This is a genomic window from Streptomyces niger, assembly GCF_000718305.1.
Lineage (GTDB): Bacteria > Actinomycetota > Actinomycetes > Streptomycetales > Streptomycetaceae > Streptomyces > Streptomyces niger.
On sequence record NZ_JOFQ01000026.1, the window covers coordinates 23,485 to 38,315 of the forward strand.

At 73.7% G+C, this 14,831-nt stretch carries 14 protein-coding genes and 3 tRNA genes; 4 read left to right on the top strand and 13 right to left on the bottom strand.

The features are described 5' to 3' along the window. Nucleotides 1-67 precede the first annotated feature (67 nt). Genes IF20_RS32405 through IF20_RS32440 form a run of 8 tightly spaced genes read right to left on the bottom strand, consistent with a single transcriptional unit; the run spans nucleotide 68 to nucleotide 8,027 of the window. Nucleotides 68-1,327 carry an MFS transporter gene (locus tag IF20_RS32405; RefSeq protein WP_234426907.1) on the bottom strand — a complete coding sequence of 420 codons (1,260 nt, stop codon included), beginning with the start codon at nucleotides 1,325-1,327 and terminating at the stop codon, nucleotides 68-70. Continuing rightward, entirely contained in the window at nucleotides 1,324-2,361 is a 1,038-nt protein-coding gene (locus IF20_RS32410; RefSeq protein ID WP_052868999.1) for a zinc-dependent alcohol dehydrogenase, read from the bottom strand. The genes IF20_RS32405 and IF20_RS32410 overlap by 4 nt, the downstream gene beginning before the upstream one ends. After that, entirely contained in the window at nucleotides 2,358-3,167 is an 810-nt protein-coding gene (locus IF20_RS32415) for a sugar phosphate isomerase/epimerase family protein (RefSeq protein WP_052869000.1), read from the bottom strand. Before IF20_RS32415 ends, IF20_RS32410 begins: the two co-directional genes overlap by 4 nt. Further along, nucleotides 3,164-4,252, bottom strand: a complete 1,089-nt coding sequence (locus IF20_RS32420; protein WP_052869001.1) for an alcohol dehydrogenase catalytic domain-containing protein — start codon at nucleotides 4,250-4,252, stop codon at nucleotides 3,164-3,166. The genes IF20_RS32415 and IF20_RS32420 overlap by 4 nt, the downstream gene beginning before the upstream one ends. Beyond that, nucleotides 4,249-5,292 carry an ROK family protein gene (locus tag IF20_RS32425; RefSeq protein ID WP_234426908.1) on the bottom strand — a complete coding sequence of 348 codons (1,044 nt, stop codon included), beginning with the start codon at nucleotides 5,290-5,292 and terminating at the stop codon, nucleotides 4,249-4,251. Before IF20_RS32425 ends, IF20_RS32420 begins: the two co-directional genes overlap by 4 nt. Beyond that, on the bottom strand, nucleotides 5,289-5,972 hold the full coding sequence (locus IF20_RS32430) for an HAD-IA family hydrolase (protein WP_052869002.1): 684 nt from the start codon (nucleotides 5,970-5,972) through the stop codon (nucleotides 5,289-5,291). Before IF20_RS32430 ends, IF20_RS32425 begins: the two co-directional genes overlap by 4 nt. A gap of 55 nt (nucleotides 5,973-6,027) precedes the next feature. Continuing rightward, nucleotides 6,028-6,795 carry an SDR family oxidoreductase gene (locus tag IF20_RS32435; protein ID WP_110944752.1) on the bottom strand — a complete coding sequence of 256 codons (768 nt, stop codon included), beginning with the start codon at nucleotides 6,793-6,795 and terminating at the stop codon, nucleotides 6,028-6,030. After that, nucleotides 6,792-8,027, bottom strand: coding sequence for a sedoheptulose 7-phosphate cyclase (locus IF20_RS32440; RefSeq protein WP_052869003.1), 1,236 nt, complete (start codon nucleotides 8,025-8,027; stop codon nucleotides 6,792-6,794). Before IF20_RS32440 ends, IF20_RS32435 begins: the two co-directional genes overlap by 4 nt. A gap of 236 nt (nucleotides 8,028-8,263) precedes the next feature. Here IF20_RS32440 and IF20_RS32445 point away from each other — a divergent pair, with 236 nt between their 5' ends. After that, a complete protein-coding gene (locus IF20_RS32445) occupies nucleotides 8,264-8,728 on the top strand; it encodes a hypothetical protein (protein WP_052869004.1) in 465 nt (154 codons plus the stop codon). Next, entirely contained in the window at nucleotides 8,725-9,636 is a 912-nt protein-coding gene (locus tag IF20_RS32450; RefSeq protein ID WP_052869005.1) for an NADP-dependent oxidoreductase, read from the top strand. The genes IF20_RS32445 and IF20_RS32450 overlap by 4 nt, the downstream gene beginning before the upstream one ends. Nucleotides 9,637-9,655: 19 nt before the next feature. On the opposite strand, the gene IF20_RS32455 is transcribed toward IF20_RS32450, so the two are convergent. The 4 genes from IF20_RS32455 to IF20_RS32470 all read right to left on the bottom strand — a co-directional run bounded on the left by IF20_RS32455 (nucleotide 9,656) and on the right by IF20_RS32470 (nucleotide 11,244). Next, the gene (locus IF20_RS32455) at nucleotides 9,656-10,186 is read right to left on the bottom strand and encodes a hypothetical protein (protein WP_052869006.1); all 531 of its coding nucleotides are present in this window, start codon (nucleotides 10,184-10,186) and stop codon (nucleotides 9,656-9,658) included. Nucleotides 10,187-10,736: 550 nt separating this feature from the next. Continuing rightward, a tRNA-Ile gene (locus IF20_RS32460) sits at nucleotides 10,737-10,813 on the bottom strand. Between the two features lie 280 nt (nucleotides 10,814-11,093). Continuing rightward, nucleotides 11,094-11,166 (bottom strand) — tRNA-Asn (locus IF20_RS32465). Nucleotides 11,167-11,171: 5 nt separating this feature from the next. Further along, nucleotides 11,172-11,244, bottom strand: a tRNA-Asn gene (locus IF20_RS32470). Nucleotides 11,245-11,459: 215 nt separating this feature from the next. Between IF20_RS32470 and IF20_RS32475 the strand changes: the two genes are divergently transcribed. Together IF20_RS32475 and IF20_RS32480 are read left to right on the top strand one after the other, a co-directional pair. After that, nucleotides 11,460-11,759 (top strand): YtxH domain-containing protein, encoded by a 300-nt coding sequence (locus IF20_RS32475; protein WP_052869007.1) that lies wholly within the window; start codon nucleotides 11,460-11,462, stop codon nucleotides 11,757-11,759. A 114-nt stretch (nucleotides 11,760-11,873) separates the two neighbouring features. Beyond that, nucleotides 11,874-13,319, top strand: coding sequence for an FGGY family carbohydrate kinase (locus IF20_RS32480; RefSeq protein ID WP_052869008.1), 1,446 nt, complete (start codon nucleotides 11,874-11,876; stop codon nucleotides 13,317-13,319). Nucleotides 13,320-13,518: 199 nt separating this feature from the next. On the opposite strand, the gene IF20_RS32485 is transcribed toward IF20_RS32480, so the two are convergent. Beyond that, nucleotides 13,519-14,733: an RNA polymerase sigma factor gene (locus IF20_RS32485; RefSeq protein WP_052869009.1), complete on the bottom strand. Its 1,215-nt coding sequence runs from the start codon at nucleotides 14,731-14,733 to the stop codon at nucleotides 13,519-13,521. Nucleotides 14,734-14,831 lie beyond the last annotated feature (98 nt).

The following is a 14,831-nucleotide window of genomic DNA, read 5'->3' on the forward strand; positions in this document are numbered from 1 at the left end:
GGGCCGGCGCGGGTCACTTATAGAAGCACAGCTGCCATTATATGAGCAAGCTGCTTTTCAGGAGGCCTCAGTGCTCCTGAGGACACAGCTCCGGCCGGCGGTCCCCCGGCTCGTCGGCCGCGGGCACCGGGCGCCGTACCAGGACCGCCAGCAGCACCACCGCCACGAGTGCGGTGGAGGTGACCGGCAGCCACAGCGACGAGTGGCTCAGCAGAGCGGCGCCCAGCGCCGAGCCACCGGCGATCCCGATCTGGAAGCCGGTGACGTAGACCGAGGAGGCGCGGTCGGCGTCCTTGCCGGCCAGCCGCATCACGCCCGTCTGGAAGACGGGCCCGGCAGCGGCGAACGCGCCGCCCCACAGGGCGACGGCGACCGCGGCCGCCGCGCTGCGCACCGGGTAGCTGCCCAGTGCGGGCGCGAGCGCCAGCAGCCCGACGCCCACGGCGAACACCGCGATGGTCACGACCGCGGCCCGCTGCGGGGACGTGTCGTTGTACCGGCCCACCAGATACGTGCCCACGGCCCCGGCGAGCCCGAAGGCCGCGAGCAGCGCGACCACTGCGGCGGAGGTGCCGGTGATGTCGGTGACGAGGACGGCGAAGTAGGTGTAGCTCAGAAAGTGGGCGGTGATCAGCACCACCGCCACGGCGCACAGGACCAGCACCCGCGGCCAGGGCACCGCCCCCTGCGCGGACTCAGCCGGCCCCTGCGGCTCTTCGGCCGTCGGCCGCGGGGCGCGGCCGCGCAACCCGAGGGCCCACACCAGTCCGAGGGTCACGGCGACGGTGGCCGCCGCGAGGACCAGCGCCGTGGCGCGCCAGCCGATCAGCTCGCCGATGAGCGTGGTCCCCGGGCTGCCGACGATCGCGGCGAGCGTCGAACCGCCGAACACCGCCGCGGTGGCGGTGCCCACCCGCTCCCGCGGCACCAGGGTGGCCGCGGCCGGGGCGATGAGCGACCACAGCACCCCGTGCGTCAGGGCCGCGGCGACCCGGCTGACCACCATCGTCGAGAAGTCGGTCGCGGCCGCCGCGAGCACCTCGGCGGCGACGAGGACGAGGAGGGAGACCACCAGCGCCGTGCCCCGGGAGACCCGGGCGGCCAACGCGACCGTCGGCACGGTGACGAGGGCGGCGACCACGGCGTACCCGCTGATCAGCAGCCCCACCCGGCCGGCCGAGACGTCGAGGCTGCGGGCGATGTCCTGGAGGAGCCCGACGGGGAAGACCTCGAAGGTGACGTAGACGAAGGTGGCGCTCGCCAGGACGGTCAGGCGCGCGGCCGTCGACGCGTCGATCCGTTCCCGGGCCACTGCCGTGCCCCTCATGCCGGGCCGTCCGCGGCGGGCGCCGGGGCGATCCGGACGAGGACCTTGGGACGGCGCCGGGTCCCGTCGGCGAGACGGGCGAAGGCGGCGTCCAGCTCGTCCAGCGGGAAGACCCGGTCGACGAGGGCGTCCAGGTTCACCGCGCCCGACTCGACGAGGGCGACGAGCCGGTCCCAGTAGCCGATGCCGGAGAGCACGCCGTGCAGCGTCGCGTCACGGATCACCAGACCCGCCACGTCGAACCCGTCCACGGCGTGGTGCGGCGTGCCCAGTTGGGCGATGCGTCCACCCCCCGCGACCAGGCGGACGGCGGTACGGACCGCCGGCTCGGCACCCGACGCCTCGATCACGGCGTCGTAGGCCCCTTCATCTCCCTCGGCCGGCCCTGCCTGGGCGCGCAGGCCCAGCTCGGCGGCCAACTCCCGGGCGGGGGCGTGCGGGTCGAGGACGACGGTGTCCGCGCCGATCGCGCGGGCCACCTGGGCCGCGGCGAGCCCGAGGGTGCCCGCGCCGAGCACCGCGACGCGGTCGGTGGCCGTCACGGCGAGCCGGTCCACGGCGTGCACCGCGGCGGCGGTCGGCTCCAGCAGGGCGCCGGCCGCGTCGGACAGGGTGTCGGGGATCCCGGTGAGGGTGTCCACCGGCGCGGTGATCAGCTGCGCGCCGGCGCCCGGACGGGGGCCGAGCACCCCGATCTCGCTGCGGTCCGGGCAGGAGCGGATGCGTCCGGCGCGGCAGTGCGTGCACCGGCCGCAGACGCGGAAGTTGTGGCCCGACACGCGTCGGCCGAGCAGCTCCGGATCGGTGCCGGAGCCGGTCCCCACGACGGTGCCGATCCACTCGTGGCCGAGGACGAAGGGGTAGCTCTTCAGGCCGTCGCGCAGGTAGTTGCTGCTGCCGTCGAAGAAGCCGAGGTCGGTGCCGCACAGGCCGAGCAGGCCCACCCGGACGAGGACTTCGCCGGGGCCGGGCTCCGGTGGTGCGGTCTCGGTGACCGACAGCGTACGGGGGGCGGTGAGCTGGATGGCTTTCACGGTGTGTCCTTGGGATGGCGGGTTTCTTCGGCGGCGCGGCGGCAGAGCGCGATGTCCGCGCGCAGCCGGCCGGGGGCCTCCCGGTAGTCGTTCTCCACGAGCACCGAGCGAGCGCCGGAGCGCCGCAGCAGGGCCGGGAGGTCGTCGGCGGCGGGAGCCGTCGTACGGGAGCCGTCCTTGACGTGCAGGGCCGGCAGCAGCAGCCCGGCTCCCGCGACCGCCTCGGCGAAGGCGAGCGGCTGCAGGCCCGCGTCGAGCAGGTTGCCGGTGTCCAGGACCAGGCGCAGGGCCGGCCGGTCCACCGCCCGGGCCAGCGCGAGGGACTCGTACGGGCCGAGCGGCGACTCGTAGGCGACCAGCAGGTCCGTCCCGGCCAGTTGGTCGCACACGGTGCGCAGCGCCTGGACCGTTCCGGCGCGCAGGCCGGTGGTGGCCGGCAGGCTGCGCCGGAACCCTGGTACGTGGAGCACGGCGACGCCCAGGTGCAGGGCGCGGTCCAGGGCGCGCAGCAGGAGGTCGGCGGCGGCCGGGTTCGCGGTGCCCCGCTCGTCCGCCAGTCCGATGTCGTTGAGGTGGTTGACGGCGAGTACGGGCACCGGGATCTCCCCGGCCACCGCCTCGGCAGCGCGCAGCGCGGCGGGATCGCTCAGCGGCGGGCCGCGGTGGGCGCCGCCGTAGTCCAGGTGCAGCTGGTCGGCGCCCGCCGCGAGGGCGGCGTGGGCCGCCGCCCGGCGGTCGTGGTCGATCCGCCACTGCGGCGCGGCGACGGCGAGCCCGGCCGGGACCGCGGTGGCCGGCGCGCTCACGGCCGGCTCCCGGTACGCACCGCGGCCTTGAGCACCCGGCGCCCGTCGACGCGGCGCGTGCCCGAGGTCAGCACGGTGTTGACGAGGTCGGCCGCCTCCTCCAGTCCGACTTCGTGGGTGAGCACCTGGGCACCGAGGTCCGGGGTGGTCCGCAGCAGGTCGATCGCTCGCCGCAGGTGGTCGCCGGAGACGCCGCGGTGGCCGCACAGCAGGAGCCTGCCGTGCGGGCGGGCGAACTCCTCGACCCGCGGGGGCCACGGGGCGCCGCCGCAGTGGGCCGCGCGGATCGCGGCGACGTCGAGGTCGCCCGCGGTCAGCGGGATCGGCCCCGGCTCCACCCCGGCGTGCACGTCGACCAGGAGCGTGCCCGGCACGTACCGGTCCAGGGCGGTCAGCGCCTCCCGCGTACCGGTACGCGGCGTGGCGAGCACGGCGACGACCGGTGAGGGCAGGTCCGCCAGCAGCCCGGGGAGGTCCGCGGCGCGGGGGTCGACGGCGTCCTCACCGTGCCCTATGAGAAGGGTGTGCAGTTCGGGTCGCTCCGTGCGCCACAGGTCGCGCGCGAGCCGCCCCACGATGCCGTCGCCCCACACGACCAGCGCCGCCGGGCGCACCGTGTGGCGCGCGAGCTGCGCGCCGTACACGGCGGAGGCGAGCGGTTCCGCGAGCGCGGCCACGCGCGGCTGTGCGGCGTCGGCGGGCACCGGGACGACCAGTCCGGCGCGTACGGCCGAGGCGGGGATGCGGGTGCGCTCCGCCCACAGTCCGGGGAGGTTGTGGCCGAGCAGGAAGGAGGGGTCGTGCGGATGCGTGGGGTTCACGGTGACCGGCGTGCCCGTCGGCAGCCCGGAAGCGCCGGGCTCGACCACGTACCCGACGCCCTCGTGTCCGAGGACGGGGGTGGGGTCGTCGCGCAGCCCGCGCAGGATCTGCCAGTCGGTGCCGCAGATGCCGACGGTCGTCGGCGCGAGGAGGAGGTCGCCCGGGTCGAGCCGCGGCGTGCGCACCTCGGCCACCTCGACCAGGGTGCGCCCTGAACGGTCGGCCGGCCGGCGGACGAGGACCCGGTGGGTCGTGGCGCTCATCGGGTGACCCCCGGGAGCCAGTCGCCGATACGGTGCACCCCGCGCAGCGGGTCCACCTGCCCCGGCGCGCAGAACACGAGCCGGTCGTCGAGCCAGGCGTCGTCGTGGCCCCGGTCGGCGTAGGAGGTGGCGGCGGCGAGCCGGCGGCGGATCTCGGCCGCGTAGTGGCCGCCCAGCCCCTCGGCCACTCCCCCGCCGATCCCGATGAGGTCGAGGTGCGGGTCGAGGCACCACAGGGTGCGCAGCAGTTGGGCGACCGGGGCGGCACACAGCTCCAGCAGCCGCCGGGCGTCGGGGTCGCCCGCGGCGAGTGCGCCGGGGAGCCGGTCCGCGACCTGCTCGGCCCAGGGCAGCCCGAGCCGATGGGCGGCGCGGGTGAGGCCCGGCCCGGAGGCGATCGAGGCGAGGTGGTCCGTCGCGCCGCACTCGCAGGGCAGGCCCGCCAGGACGTCGGCGCCGGGGTCGGTGAGCGGGACCGGCAGATGGCCGACCTCGCCCTGCAGGCCCCGGGCGTCGACCGGGATCCGGGTCCGCTCCACGTCCGCGATGCGCAGGGCGATGCCGCTGCTCACGGTCAGGTAGGCGACCCGGCGGGTGCCGGGCCCGGCGTGCACGGCGGCGAAGTCCAGCAGCGCGGCGGTGACGTCGTTGACGAGGTGCCAGGTGACGTCGGGCCGGCGCCGCCGCAGGTCGGCGGCCAGGTCGTACGGTGCTGACTCGGCACCCCACAGCGGGGCCGATCCGTAGACGGTGCCGGTGAGGTGGTCGATGGCCGCGCCGAAGGAGAGGGCGGCGCGGGCGCCGGCCGGGGCCCGGTCGCTCAGCAGCTCGACCATGTCGGCGCGCAGCCGGGCGGTGGAGCGGTCCGGGTGACGGAGGCGGCTGGGCGAGGGCAGCCGTTCCACCGGCGCGTCCTGCCCGCCGGTACGCAGCCGTACCCAGGTGCCGCCGATGTCCGCCGCGAAGGTGGCCGCCGGTGCCCCGGGGGCGGTCCGGCGGTCCTTCGGGGCGTCCCGCAGCGGAGTGCTGGCTCGTGTCACGACCGGACCGCCCCTCCTGCGGCGACCGGCTCGGGCACGTCCAGGATCACCCCGGCCCGCCCCGACTGCGGTGCGGCGACCCGGAACCCGCGGAAGTCGGCCCAGCGCGGAGCCACGTCGTCGTACGCGTCGAGGCCGCCGATGACCACGGTGCGTCCGCAGCCGGCGAGCCCGGCCCGCACCCCGGCGCCGGAGTCCTCGACGACGACGGCGTCCTCCGGCGAACAGCCGAGCGCGGCGGCGGCCCGCAGATAGCCCTCCGGGTCCGGCTTCCCGTGGGTCACGTCGTCCGCGCTCACCAGGATGCCGGGCAGCGGGAGCCCCGCCGCCGCCATCCGTACCTCCGCCAGCCGGCGGCCGGCGGAGGTGACCACGGCCCAGGCGTCCGCCGGCAGCGCGGTCAGCAGCGCGCGGGCACCGGGGACCTCCGTGATGCCGGTGGTCTCCGACTCCTCGTGCGCGACGAGGCGCCGGGTCTCCGCCGCCGCCTCGTCGGGGTCGGGGAGGAAGCGGCGCACGGTCTCCCGGGTGGGGCGCCCGTGCGCGAAGGCCAGCACCTCCGCGAGATCGAGCTGGTGCCGCTCGCAGAAGCCGGCCCAGGTGGACTCGACCAGTGCGGTCGAGTCCACGAGGGTGCCGTCCATGTCGAACAGCAGCGCTGCCGCGTGCAGTTGAGGCAAGGGTTACTCCTGGGAAAGGGTCAGCGGACGGGCCGGTGACCTACGGAAAGGCCGGCTACGCGCGGGCGTCGGCGAGCGGACGCGACTGGGACACGGGAAGGTCCTTCGCGACGGACGACCAGGTGGTGTCCTCGTGCACGACGAGTGCGTCGCCGGCGTACGGCACGCCTCGGGTGCGGGCGAGCTCGACGGCCAGGGGGGCGAAGGCGGCCGGGGACATGTAGCCGCTGTAGTCGAAGTCCGCGGACCGGCGCGCCCGGATACCGGGGCTGTCCACCATGCCGGCCGGCATGGCCTGCACGAACGTCGTCTCGGCAGGGTCGGTCTCCTGCGCGACCGACCGGATCAGCGAGTCGGCGGCGGCCTTGGTGGCGGCGTAACCCGCGCGGTTCGGCCCGGCGTTGTAGACGACCTCGGAGGAGATGTGCAGGAACATGCCGGGACCCGCGGTGCGCAGCGCCGGCAGCACCGCGCGCAGCGTCGCGGACAGGCCGTGCACGTTGACCGCGAACTGGTCCAGCCAGTCGGCCTCGCTGACCTGCATGAAAGGCTCACGCCGGGAGGTGAAGTAGACGGCGGAGTAGCAGGCCAGGTCCACCCGCTCCGGGATACCGGTACGCAGGGCCTCCTTGGCCTGCTCCGGGTCGCGGAAGTCCAGCCGGTGCCAGATCAGCCGGTCGCCGCCGTCACCGGTGGGCCGGCTGCGGCTGAAGACGTGGGTCTCGACGCCGGCCGCGGCCCAGGCGTCGGCGACGCCCCGCCCGATCCCGGTCGATCCGCCGACCACCACCGCCCGCTCGGGCATCCGCTCCGGGGTGCTCATGCGCCCACCAGAACCTCGGCCGGGGCGCCCTGCGCCACGTTCCGGGCGCAACGACGCAGCAGCTCTGTCGCCGCGCGCAGCTCGGCGCCGGTCACGTCGTTGACGAAGCGGTGGCCCCCGATGCCGACCGGCAACGGCAGGCGCTGCCGGCCGTCGCGGTGGCGCACGGTGTCGCGCAGCGCCGCTTCCAGGAGGCTCGGGTCGTCCAGCACGTCGTTCCACAGCGGGAGTCCGAGCGCGTGGATGACGGAGAAGATCCGGTCGGCCTGGGCCTGGTCGACGTCACCGCGCAGGGTGCCCAGCGCCGTGGTGAGCGCCATGTCGATCACGACGGCCTCACCGTGCAGCAGCTCGGGGAGGGCGTGCATCTCGATGGTCGGGCTGAAGGTGTGCCCGTAGTCCACGCAGCGCTCCAGCGCCGACTCCCACAGGTTGGGCTGCAGCTCCTCGAGCATGAGGTGGATGGACTCGGCGACGATCGCGTCGGCGGCCTGGGCGAGGTCGCCGGTGGAACCCTGGAAGCGGTCGGCGCGCACCGCGGGGCCGCGCCTCTCCAGCAGCTCGAAGAGCTCCTCCGAGCGGATCAGCGCCATCTTCAGGATCTCGGCCAGGCCGTTGCTGATGTGGCGCAGGTCCAGGCTGCGCAGGAACGAGCGGTCGAGGAAGGTGGCCGTGGCCGCCGCGTACGTACCCAGCCGGTTCTTGCCGGTCTCGTAGTTGACCCCCGTCTTGACGCCGACCCCCGCGTCGACGAGGCCGATCAGCGTCGTGGGGATGCGGATGTACGGGGTGCCTCGCCGGTAGAGGCTCGCCGCGAATCCGACGATGTCGGTGAGCACCCCGCCCCCGATGGCGAGGACCGGCTCGCGGCGGCGGTCGATGCCGAAGTCGTTCATCGCGTCGACGACCCGGGACACGGCGTCGAACTGCTTCACGGTCTCGTCGGCGCGCAGCGGGAGCACCGTGATCTCGATGTCGTGGCAGGCGAAGAACTCGCGGATCCGCGCGCCGTAGAGCGCGTCCACGTTCTCGTCGATGACGACGAGCCGGCGCTCCCCGGACCGCAGCGGGGCGTCCGGGCAGCCGGTCAGCAGCGTGCTGTTGTCCGGCGAGAAGAGGTGGTCGGAGCTGATGACGTGGTAGCGCACCTGGCGCACGGCCTCGACCGTCCAGGCCGGACCGTTGTCCATGGCCAGCCGGAGCCCTTGGGTGAACTGAGTACCGCTCTGCATGTCCCCTCCGTGAAAAATCGATGCCACATCACTGAACAGGCGACGCCATGACCAGCGTGGTGTCGAATATAGTAGCAGCACGGCCCGTTGGGTGACGCGCGTGTTAGGCTCATAGGTAAGGAGACGACGCTGTCGACACATGCGAGACCGCACAGCGCGCTCCCCATGGGCTGAGCCGCCCCGCGCCTCACCGCCGCCACCCCTGAGTCGCCGGAACCCCCTGGAAGGTCGACCGCATGGCCACGCTGGCAGAACGTCTGAATGCCTGGTTCGCGGATGCCGCCACGGCTGATGCCGTGGGCCGCCTGCGTGAACCCACCACCTCCGAAGTCGCCCAGGCGATCTCGCAGGACCCGAGCCACGACGTCACGATCTCCCGGAGTTATCTGACGGCGTTGCGCAACGGTTCGCAGACCAATCCGACGGTCAGCGTGCTCTCGGCGCTCGTGCGCTACTTCCAGTCCCGGGAGATGACGTTGCCGGTGTCGGTGAGCGCACTCATCTCCGAGGCGACCCCGCCCGCCGCCCCCGAGGAGAAGGACGAGTGGGCCGAAGCGCTCTCCGACCGGCAGGTGCGCTCGATCGCGATGCGCGCCGGCCAGCTCACCCCGGAACTGCGTGAGCAGCTTCTGTCGATCATGGACGTGCTGGACGACCCGAAGAAGTCGGCGAAGCCGGCACGCGAGGAGGGCGACGCATGAGGGCCGTCGGCATCACACGGACCGGCGGACCGGAGGTCCTGGAGGTCCTGGACCTGCCGGAGCCGGACGCGGCGGACCGCCTGGTGATCAAGACGGCCGCCACCGCCGTCAACCCGGTGGACCTGGCGACGCGTTCGGGCCAGATACCCACCTCCCTGCCCGCCGTGCTCGGCTGGGACCTGGCGGGCACCGTCGCGCACGCCCCCGCGGGCTCCGGCTTCCGCACCGGCGACCGCGTGCTCGCGATGACCGCCCAACTGGGCACGGGCGTGGGCAGCATGGCCGAGTACGTGGCCTTCGACCCGAAGTACGTGGCGCACGTACCGGACGGCGTGCCGCTCACGGACGCCGCGACGCTGCCGCTGGCGGGCGTGACCGCGACGCAGCTGCTGCGCAGCACCCCGGACCGGCACGGCAAGCGCATCCTGCTGATCGGGGCCCAGGGCGGCGTCGGCGGGCACCTCGCGGCCCGCCTGCTCGACGAGGAGTCGGCCCGTACCGACCTGCTCGTCCGCCCCGCCGACCGGTCCGCATGGCAGGAGCGGCGCTCCGGGCGCCCGGCCGACGGCGCGGTGCTCACCGACCTGGCGCAGATCGAGAGCCGCGCCTACGACATCGTGATCGACGCCGGCGGCGCGCCCGACCTGTTCGAGGCCGTACGCCCGCAGGGCGCCTTCCTCACCATCACCCCGTTCAGCGCCCCGGACCCGGCGAGCCGCCCCGACGTGGCGTACACCCTCATCAGCGTGGAGCTGGACCGGGACGACCTGGTGAGCGTGGCCGACACCGCGGCCGGCGGCGCCGGCCCCCGCCAGGAGACCACCGTGCTCCCCTTCGAGGAAGCGGCCGAGGCCCACCGGCGCCTGGAGCGCGGCGGCTTCCGCGGCAAGCTGGTACTGGTCCCCTAGCGACCCTGCCGCCCTCCGGCTACGTCAGCCCGTCCTCGAAGGCGAGGCTGCCGTAGACGGAGGGCCGCCACGGCTCGTCGAGCCCGTACCGCTGCGCCTGCCGCTGCATCAGCATCGCCTGGTGCATGAGCGTGGAGGCGACGATCTCCGCGTCCCGCTCGTCCCGGTCCGAGTAGCAGTTGCGCAACTGCGGCCGCTCGGGCCGCTCCCCCGCCAGGTCGTAGGCCACGATGTGGCCGACCTCGTGCAGGATGATGTGCTCCTGGTGCGCCTTGGTGGTCTTCGCCTGGTAGACGATGACGTCCTCGTCCTGACGGGAGATCAGCACCCCGAACGGGCCGTCGGCCGGCAGGTCCCACTCCAGCAGCTTGATCGGCGTACCGCGCTGCTCGGCCAGCAGCTCGCACAGCTTGGTGGCCCCGAGCGGCAGCGGAGGCGCGAGCTGCCGCATCAGCCAGCGGCTGTGCGCCCTCAACTCCGCGTCCCGCCGCCGGTCCTCGTCCGCAGCCGAGGAACGCCCCACGCCACGCCGGAACAATCTGCTGAACACCTGGCCCCCTGTGTGTCACCGCATCAAGTCTTGGACCGCACACGACGCACCGTTGAGCCAGAGCTGCCCGGTGCTCAATCTACCCCGCTCCCGACAAACAGGCCCCGGACCCCCCTTTGGCCTGCGGTGATCCATCCGGTGAACACTGCACACCCGGCTCCCCCACCGCAAGGCCAACCTCGGCATGACGCCGGCCGGCACGGTTCACGCGGGCATGGAGGACGCAAGCTTCCCGAGAGGAGCGGCGACCAAGCCCTGGGGAAGCTCGTGGGCGAATCGCTCAGCCGGCGCGGCCTCGTGGCGGCTGCGGCCGTGGGCGCTTCTGTGAGGTGAGTAACATCCCCGGCCCTGCCGTCAGGTGGTGACGGCGGCGAGTGGATGTTCGGCGCGGACGAGATGCCTGCCGCGGGACCGCGGGCCCCTCAAGCAAGGGCCCCAAGAGTCCGAGGATCCGAAGGGCCCCACCGGGGCGCCTTCTCGAAAACCGCAGGTCGCAGCAGTAGGGACGAACCCTCCGCCCACGTCCTCGCAGGTCACATCGATTTTGCTGTGGTGGGGCGGGTGGGACTCGAACCCACGGCCGACGGATTATGAGTCCGCTGCTCTAACCGGCTGAGCTACCGCCCCCGTCACGGCGCGCCGCGCACATTTGTGCGCGCCGTCTGCCGCAGCATAGCCGCTCATACGATCTGCTGCCCGAGCGGGTGGCTGCCGAGCGCAGAGCGGACCATCGCGTGCGGTCGTGAAGACCGCGATCACCCACCGTTCGGTTCCACCCAGAGGATCACTCTTTGGAGTGGTCCGGGTGTTCGATTCCTGGGCGATCGATGCCGGCCGCGTGGCGGACCGGGGACCGAACCGGATCCGGACATGAAAGAGGGCCCCTCGCGGGGCCCTCCTCCTGCTGCTCCCCCGACTGGACTCGAACCAGTAACCCTCCGGTTAACAGCCGAATGCTCTGCCAATTGAGCTACAGGGGACTGCGCTCCCCCGACTGGACTCGAACCAGTAACCTGCCGGTTAACAGCCGGCTGCTCTGCCAATTGAGCTACAGGGGATTGCTCTGTGTGCCTCGAATGCACTCCGGTCCGGGCTCCCGGACGGCGTGCGCTCGCTGCGACACATACATTAGCGCAAGCAGGGGGGTGCTTCGCCAATCGGTATGCCCACGGGTGATCAGCCGGGCCGCGGGTAGGCGGAGCACAGCCCGGCGACTGACCGCTTCGACGGCGGGTACCGGAGAGCGGGAACGACCAGACAGAAGGGTGGAGCGATGCGCTACCGGCTCACGTTCATCGCGGGACTGGCCATCGGATACGTGCTCGGCACGCGGGCCGGGCGGGAGCGGTACGAACAGCTGCGCAAGAGCGCACGGCGGATCGCGCAGAACCCCGCCGTGCGCAACACCGCCGAGTCCGCCGCGCAGACCGGGCGGGAGGCCGCGACCAAGGCGTACGACACGGTGTCGGCCAAGGTGGGCGACAAGATGCCGAACTCCGTGACGGACCGCGTGCGTTCGCTGCGCGAGCAGCGCCCGGGCACGGAGGACGACTGGGGCACCAGCAACACCTGATCTTCCTCCGCCGGGAGCACCCGGCCGGACCCACCGGTCTCCCCGGGCCGCCGTCGCGCGACCCGGGGAGACCGCTTTTCCGTACCGTCCGCCCCATGCGGCATCATCAGGCGCATGGGGATAGTCGCCGGGTTGGACAGCTCGTCCGAGAGCACACGCATCGTCGTCTGTGACACCGAGAGTGGTGCCGTCGTCAGGCAGGGGTACGCCCCGCACCCTGACGGGAAGGGACCCGATGTCGATCCGCAGACGTGGCTGATGTCACTCGGCGAGGCGGCCGCCGACGGGCTCCTGGAGGGGGTTCAGGCCATCGGCGTCTCGGCCCAGCAGCACGGGCTGCTGCCGCTGGACGGCGAGGGTTCCCTCATACGTCCCGCGCTGATGGGCAACGACAAGCGGGCGCAGAGCGCGGCGGCCGACCTGATCGACGCGCTCGGCGGGCGCTCGGCGTGGGCGCAGGGCGTGGGCTCCGTGCCGCACGCCGCGCAGCCGGTGGCGAAGCTGCGCTGGCTGGCGCGGCACGAGCCCGAGAACGCGGCCCGCGTCGCCGAGATCATGCAGCCGCACGACTGGCTGGTCTGGCAGCTGCTGGGGCGCCCCGCGCGCCGCACGACGGACCGCAGCGGCGCCTCGGGGACCGGGTTCTGGTCGGCGGCGAGCGGCACGTACCGCCCGGACCTGGTCGAGCTGGCGCTCGGGCACCAGGTGCGGCTCCCCGAGGTGCTCGGCCCGGCCGACGCGGCCGGGGTGACGCCCGAGGGCCTGCTGATCTCCGCCGGTACGGGCGAGACGATGGCGGCGGCCTTCGGGCTCGGCGTCGGCATCGGCGACGCGGTGGTGTCGCTGGGCGCCTCCGGCTCGGTCTTCGGCATCCACCACGAGGCGCTGGCCGACTCCACGGGCACGATCACGTCCTTCGCGGACGCGACGGGCATGCACCTGCCGGTCGTGCACGTCAACAACGCCGTGCGGGTGCTGCGCGGCATGGCGGACGCGCTGAGCACCGACCTGGAGGGCCTGTCGGACCTGGCGTTGAAGTCGTCGCCCGGCGCCCACGGAATGGTGCTGCTGCCGTACCTGGAGGGCGAGCGCACCCCGCACCTGCCGCACACCGCGGGCTCGCTGCACGGGCTGCGGCGGGAGAGCATGAAGCCCGAGCACATGGCGCGGGCCGCGGTCGAGGGCATGCTGTGCGGGCTGGCGGACGCGCTGGACGTGCTGCGCGGCAGGGGCGTGCAGGTGCGCCGGGTGTTCCTGCTGGGTGCCGCAGCGGAGCTGGGCGCCGTACAGGCCGCGGCGCCCGCGCTCCTGGGCGCGCAGGTCGTGGTGCCGCAACCGGCGGACTACGCGGCGCTGGGCGCGGCCCGGCAGGCGGCGTGGGCGCTGGGGCTCGCGCACGGCACGCACACGGCGCAGGAGCCGCCGGCCTGGCCGGCGGCGGCCTGCCAGGTGTTCGAGCCGGGCGAGGAGCTGGCCGTGGGCCAGGCGGTGCGGCAGCAGTACGCGACGGTGCGGGACGAGGCATATCCGGGCGCCTTCGAGGAGGCGTCGACGGGCTGAGCGCCGGGACCGCCGGTCCGAACGGCCCCGCGGGGCGAGACGCACCCGGGGGGCGAGAGCCGGGCGGCCGGTGAGGGAGCCGGACGCGCCGGTCGCCGGGCGCTTCGGTCGCCTCGCCGCGTTTCAGGAGGCGACGGCGGGCGGAGCCCTGCTTCCGGCTTCCCGGGCCGCTGCGAGCCGGGGTCGGGCCGGTGCGGCGTCAGTCCAGGTAGCCGCGGAGCTGGTCGGCGAAGGCGTGGTCGCGGAGCTTGTTGAGGGTCTTGGACTCGATCTGGCGGATGCGTTCGCGGGTGACGCCGAAGATCCGGCCGATCTCCTCCAGGGTGCGCGGTCGGCCGTCGACCAGGCCGTACCGCAGCTGGACGACCTTGCGTTCGCGTTCGCCGAGGGTGGAGAGCACCGCTTCGAGGTGCTCGCGCAGCAGCAGGAAGGCGGCGGACTCCACGGGGGACGCGGCGTCGCCGTCCTCGATGAGGTCGCCGAGCGCGACGTCGTCCTCCTCGCCGACGGGCGCGTGCAGCGAGACCGGCTCCTGGGCGAGGCGGAGGACCTCGCTGACGCGTTCCTCGGGCAGGTCCAGGTGGGCGGCGACCTCCTGGGGCGTCGGTTCGTATCCGCGCTCCTGGAGCATGCGGCGCTGGACCCGTACGACCCGGTTGATGAGCTCGACGACGTGGACCGGGACGCGGATGGTGCGGGCCTGGTCGGCGAGGGCGCGGGACATGGCCTGGCGGATCCACCACGTCGCGTAGGTCGAGAACTTGTAGCCGCGGGCGTAGTCGAATTTCTCGACGGCGCGGATGAGGCCGAGGTTGCCCTCCTGTACGAGGTCGAGCATGGTCAGGCCGCGGCCGACGTAGCGCTTGGCGACCGACACGACCAGGCGGAGGTTGGCCTCGATCAGGCGGCGCTTGGCCATCCGGCCCAGCACCACCAGCTTGTCGAGGTCGACGGCGAGCTGGGAGTCGAGGTCGGGGGTGTTGCCGAGCTTCGCCTCGGCGAACAGGCCGGCCTCGACCCGGCGGGCCAGTTCGACCTCTTCGGCGGCCGTGAGCAGCGGGATCCGGCCGATCTCCCGGAGGTACTGGCGAAAAAGATCGGAGGACGGGCCGCCCGCTTCGGGCCTGGAAGGCGGCTCGGGCGGCGTCTCGGGTGCCGGATCCGGCTCGTCGGCCAGCATCTCGGGGGCGGGCGGCTCGGCCTGCTGGGGCACGGTGGCGGCCGCGGCGGCCGGCGCGTCGGCGAGGCTCGGGGTCTGCACGGGGGCGACCTCCAGGGTGATCGCTGCTGAGGCGGCACAAAGGTCGGGTACGGCTGCGGCCGAGCCGCCGTCCGTCCCGTACATCAAGAGCGGGTTGGCGTCGGACTCCGGGTCGTTGCATCCGGATCCGTCGCGCTCCGAGGACTCAGGCACCGTTTCTCAGTGTGGAGTACGACACACTCCCGCCACGAGGGGCGTGCGACGACTTTTTGCATTCAGCGGGTGACCGGTCGGTTACGGAGAACGAGCCG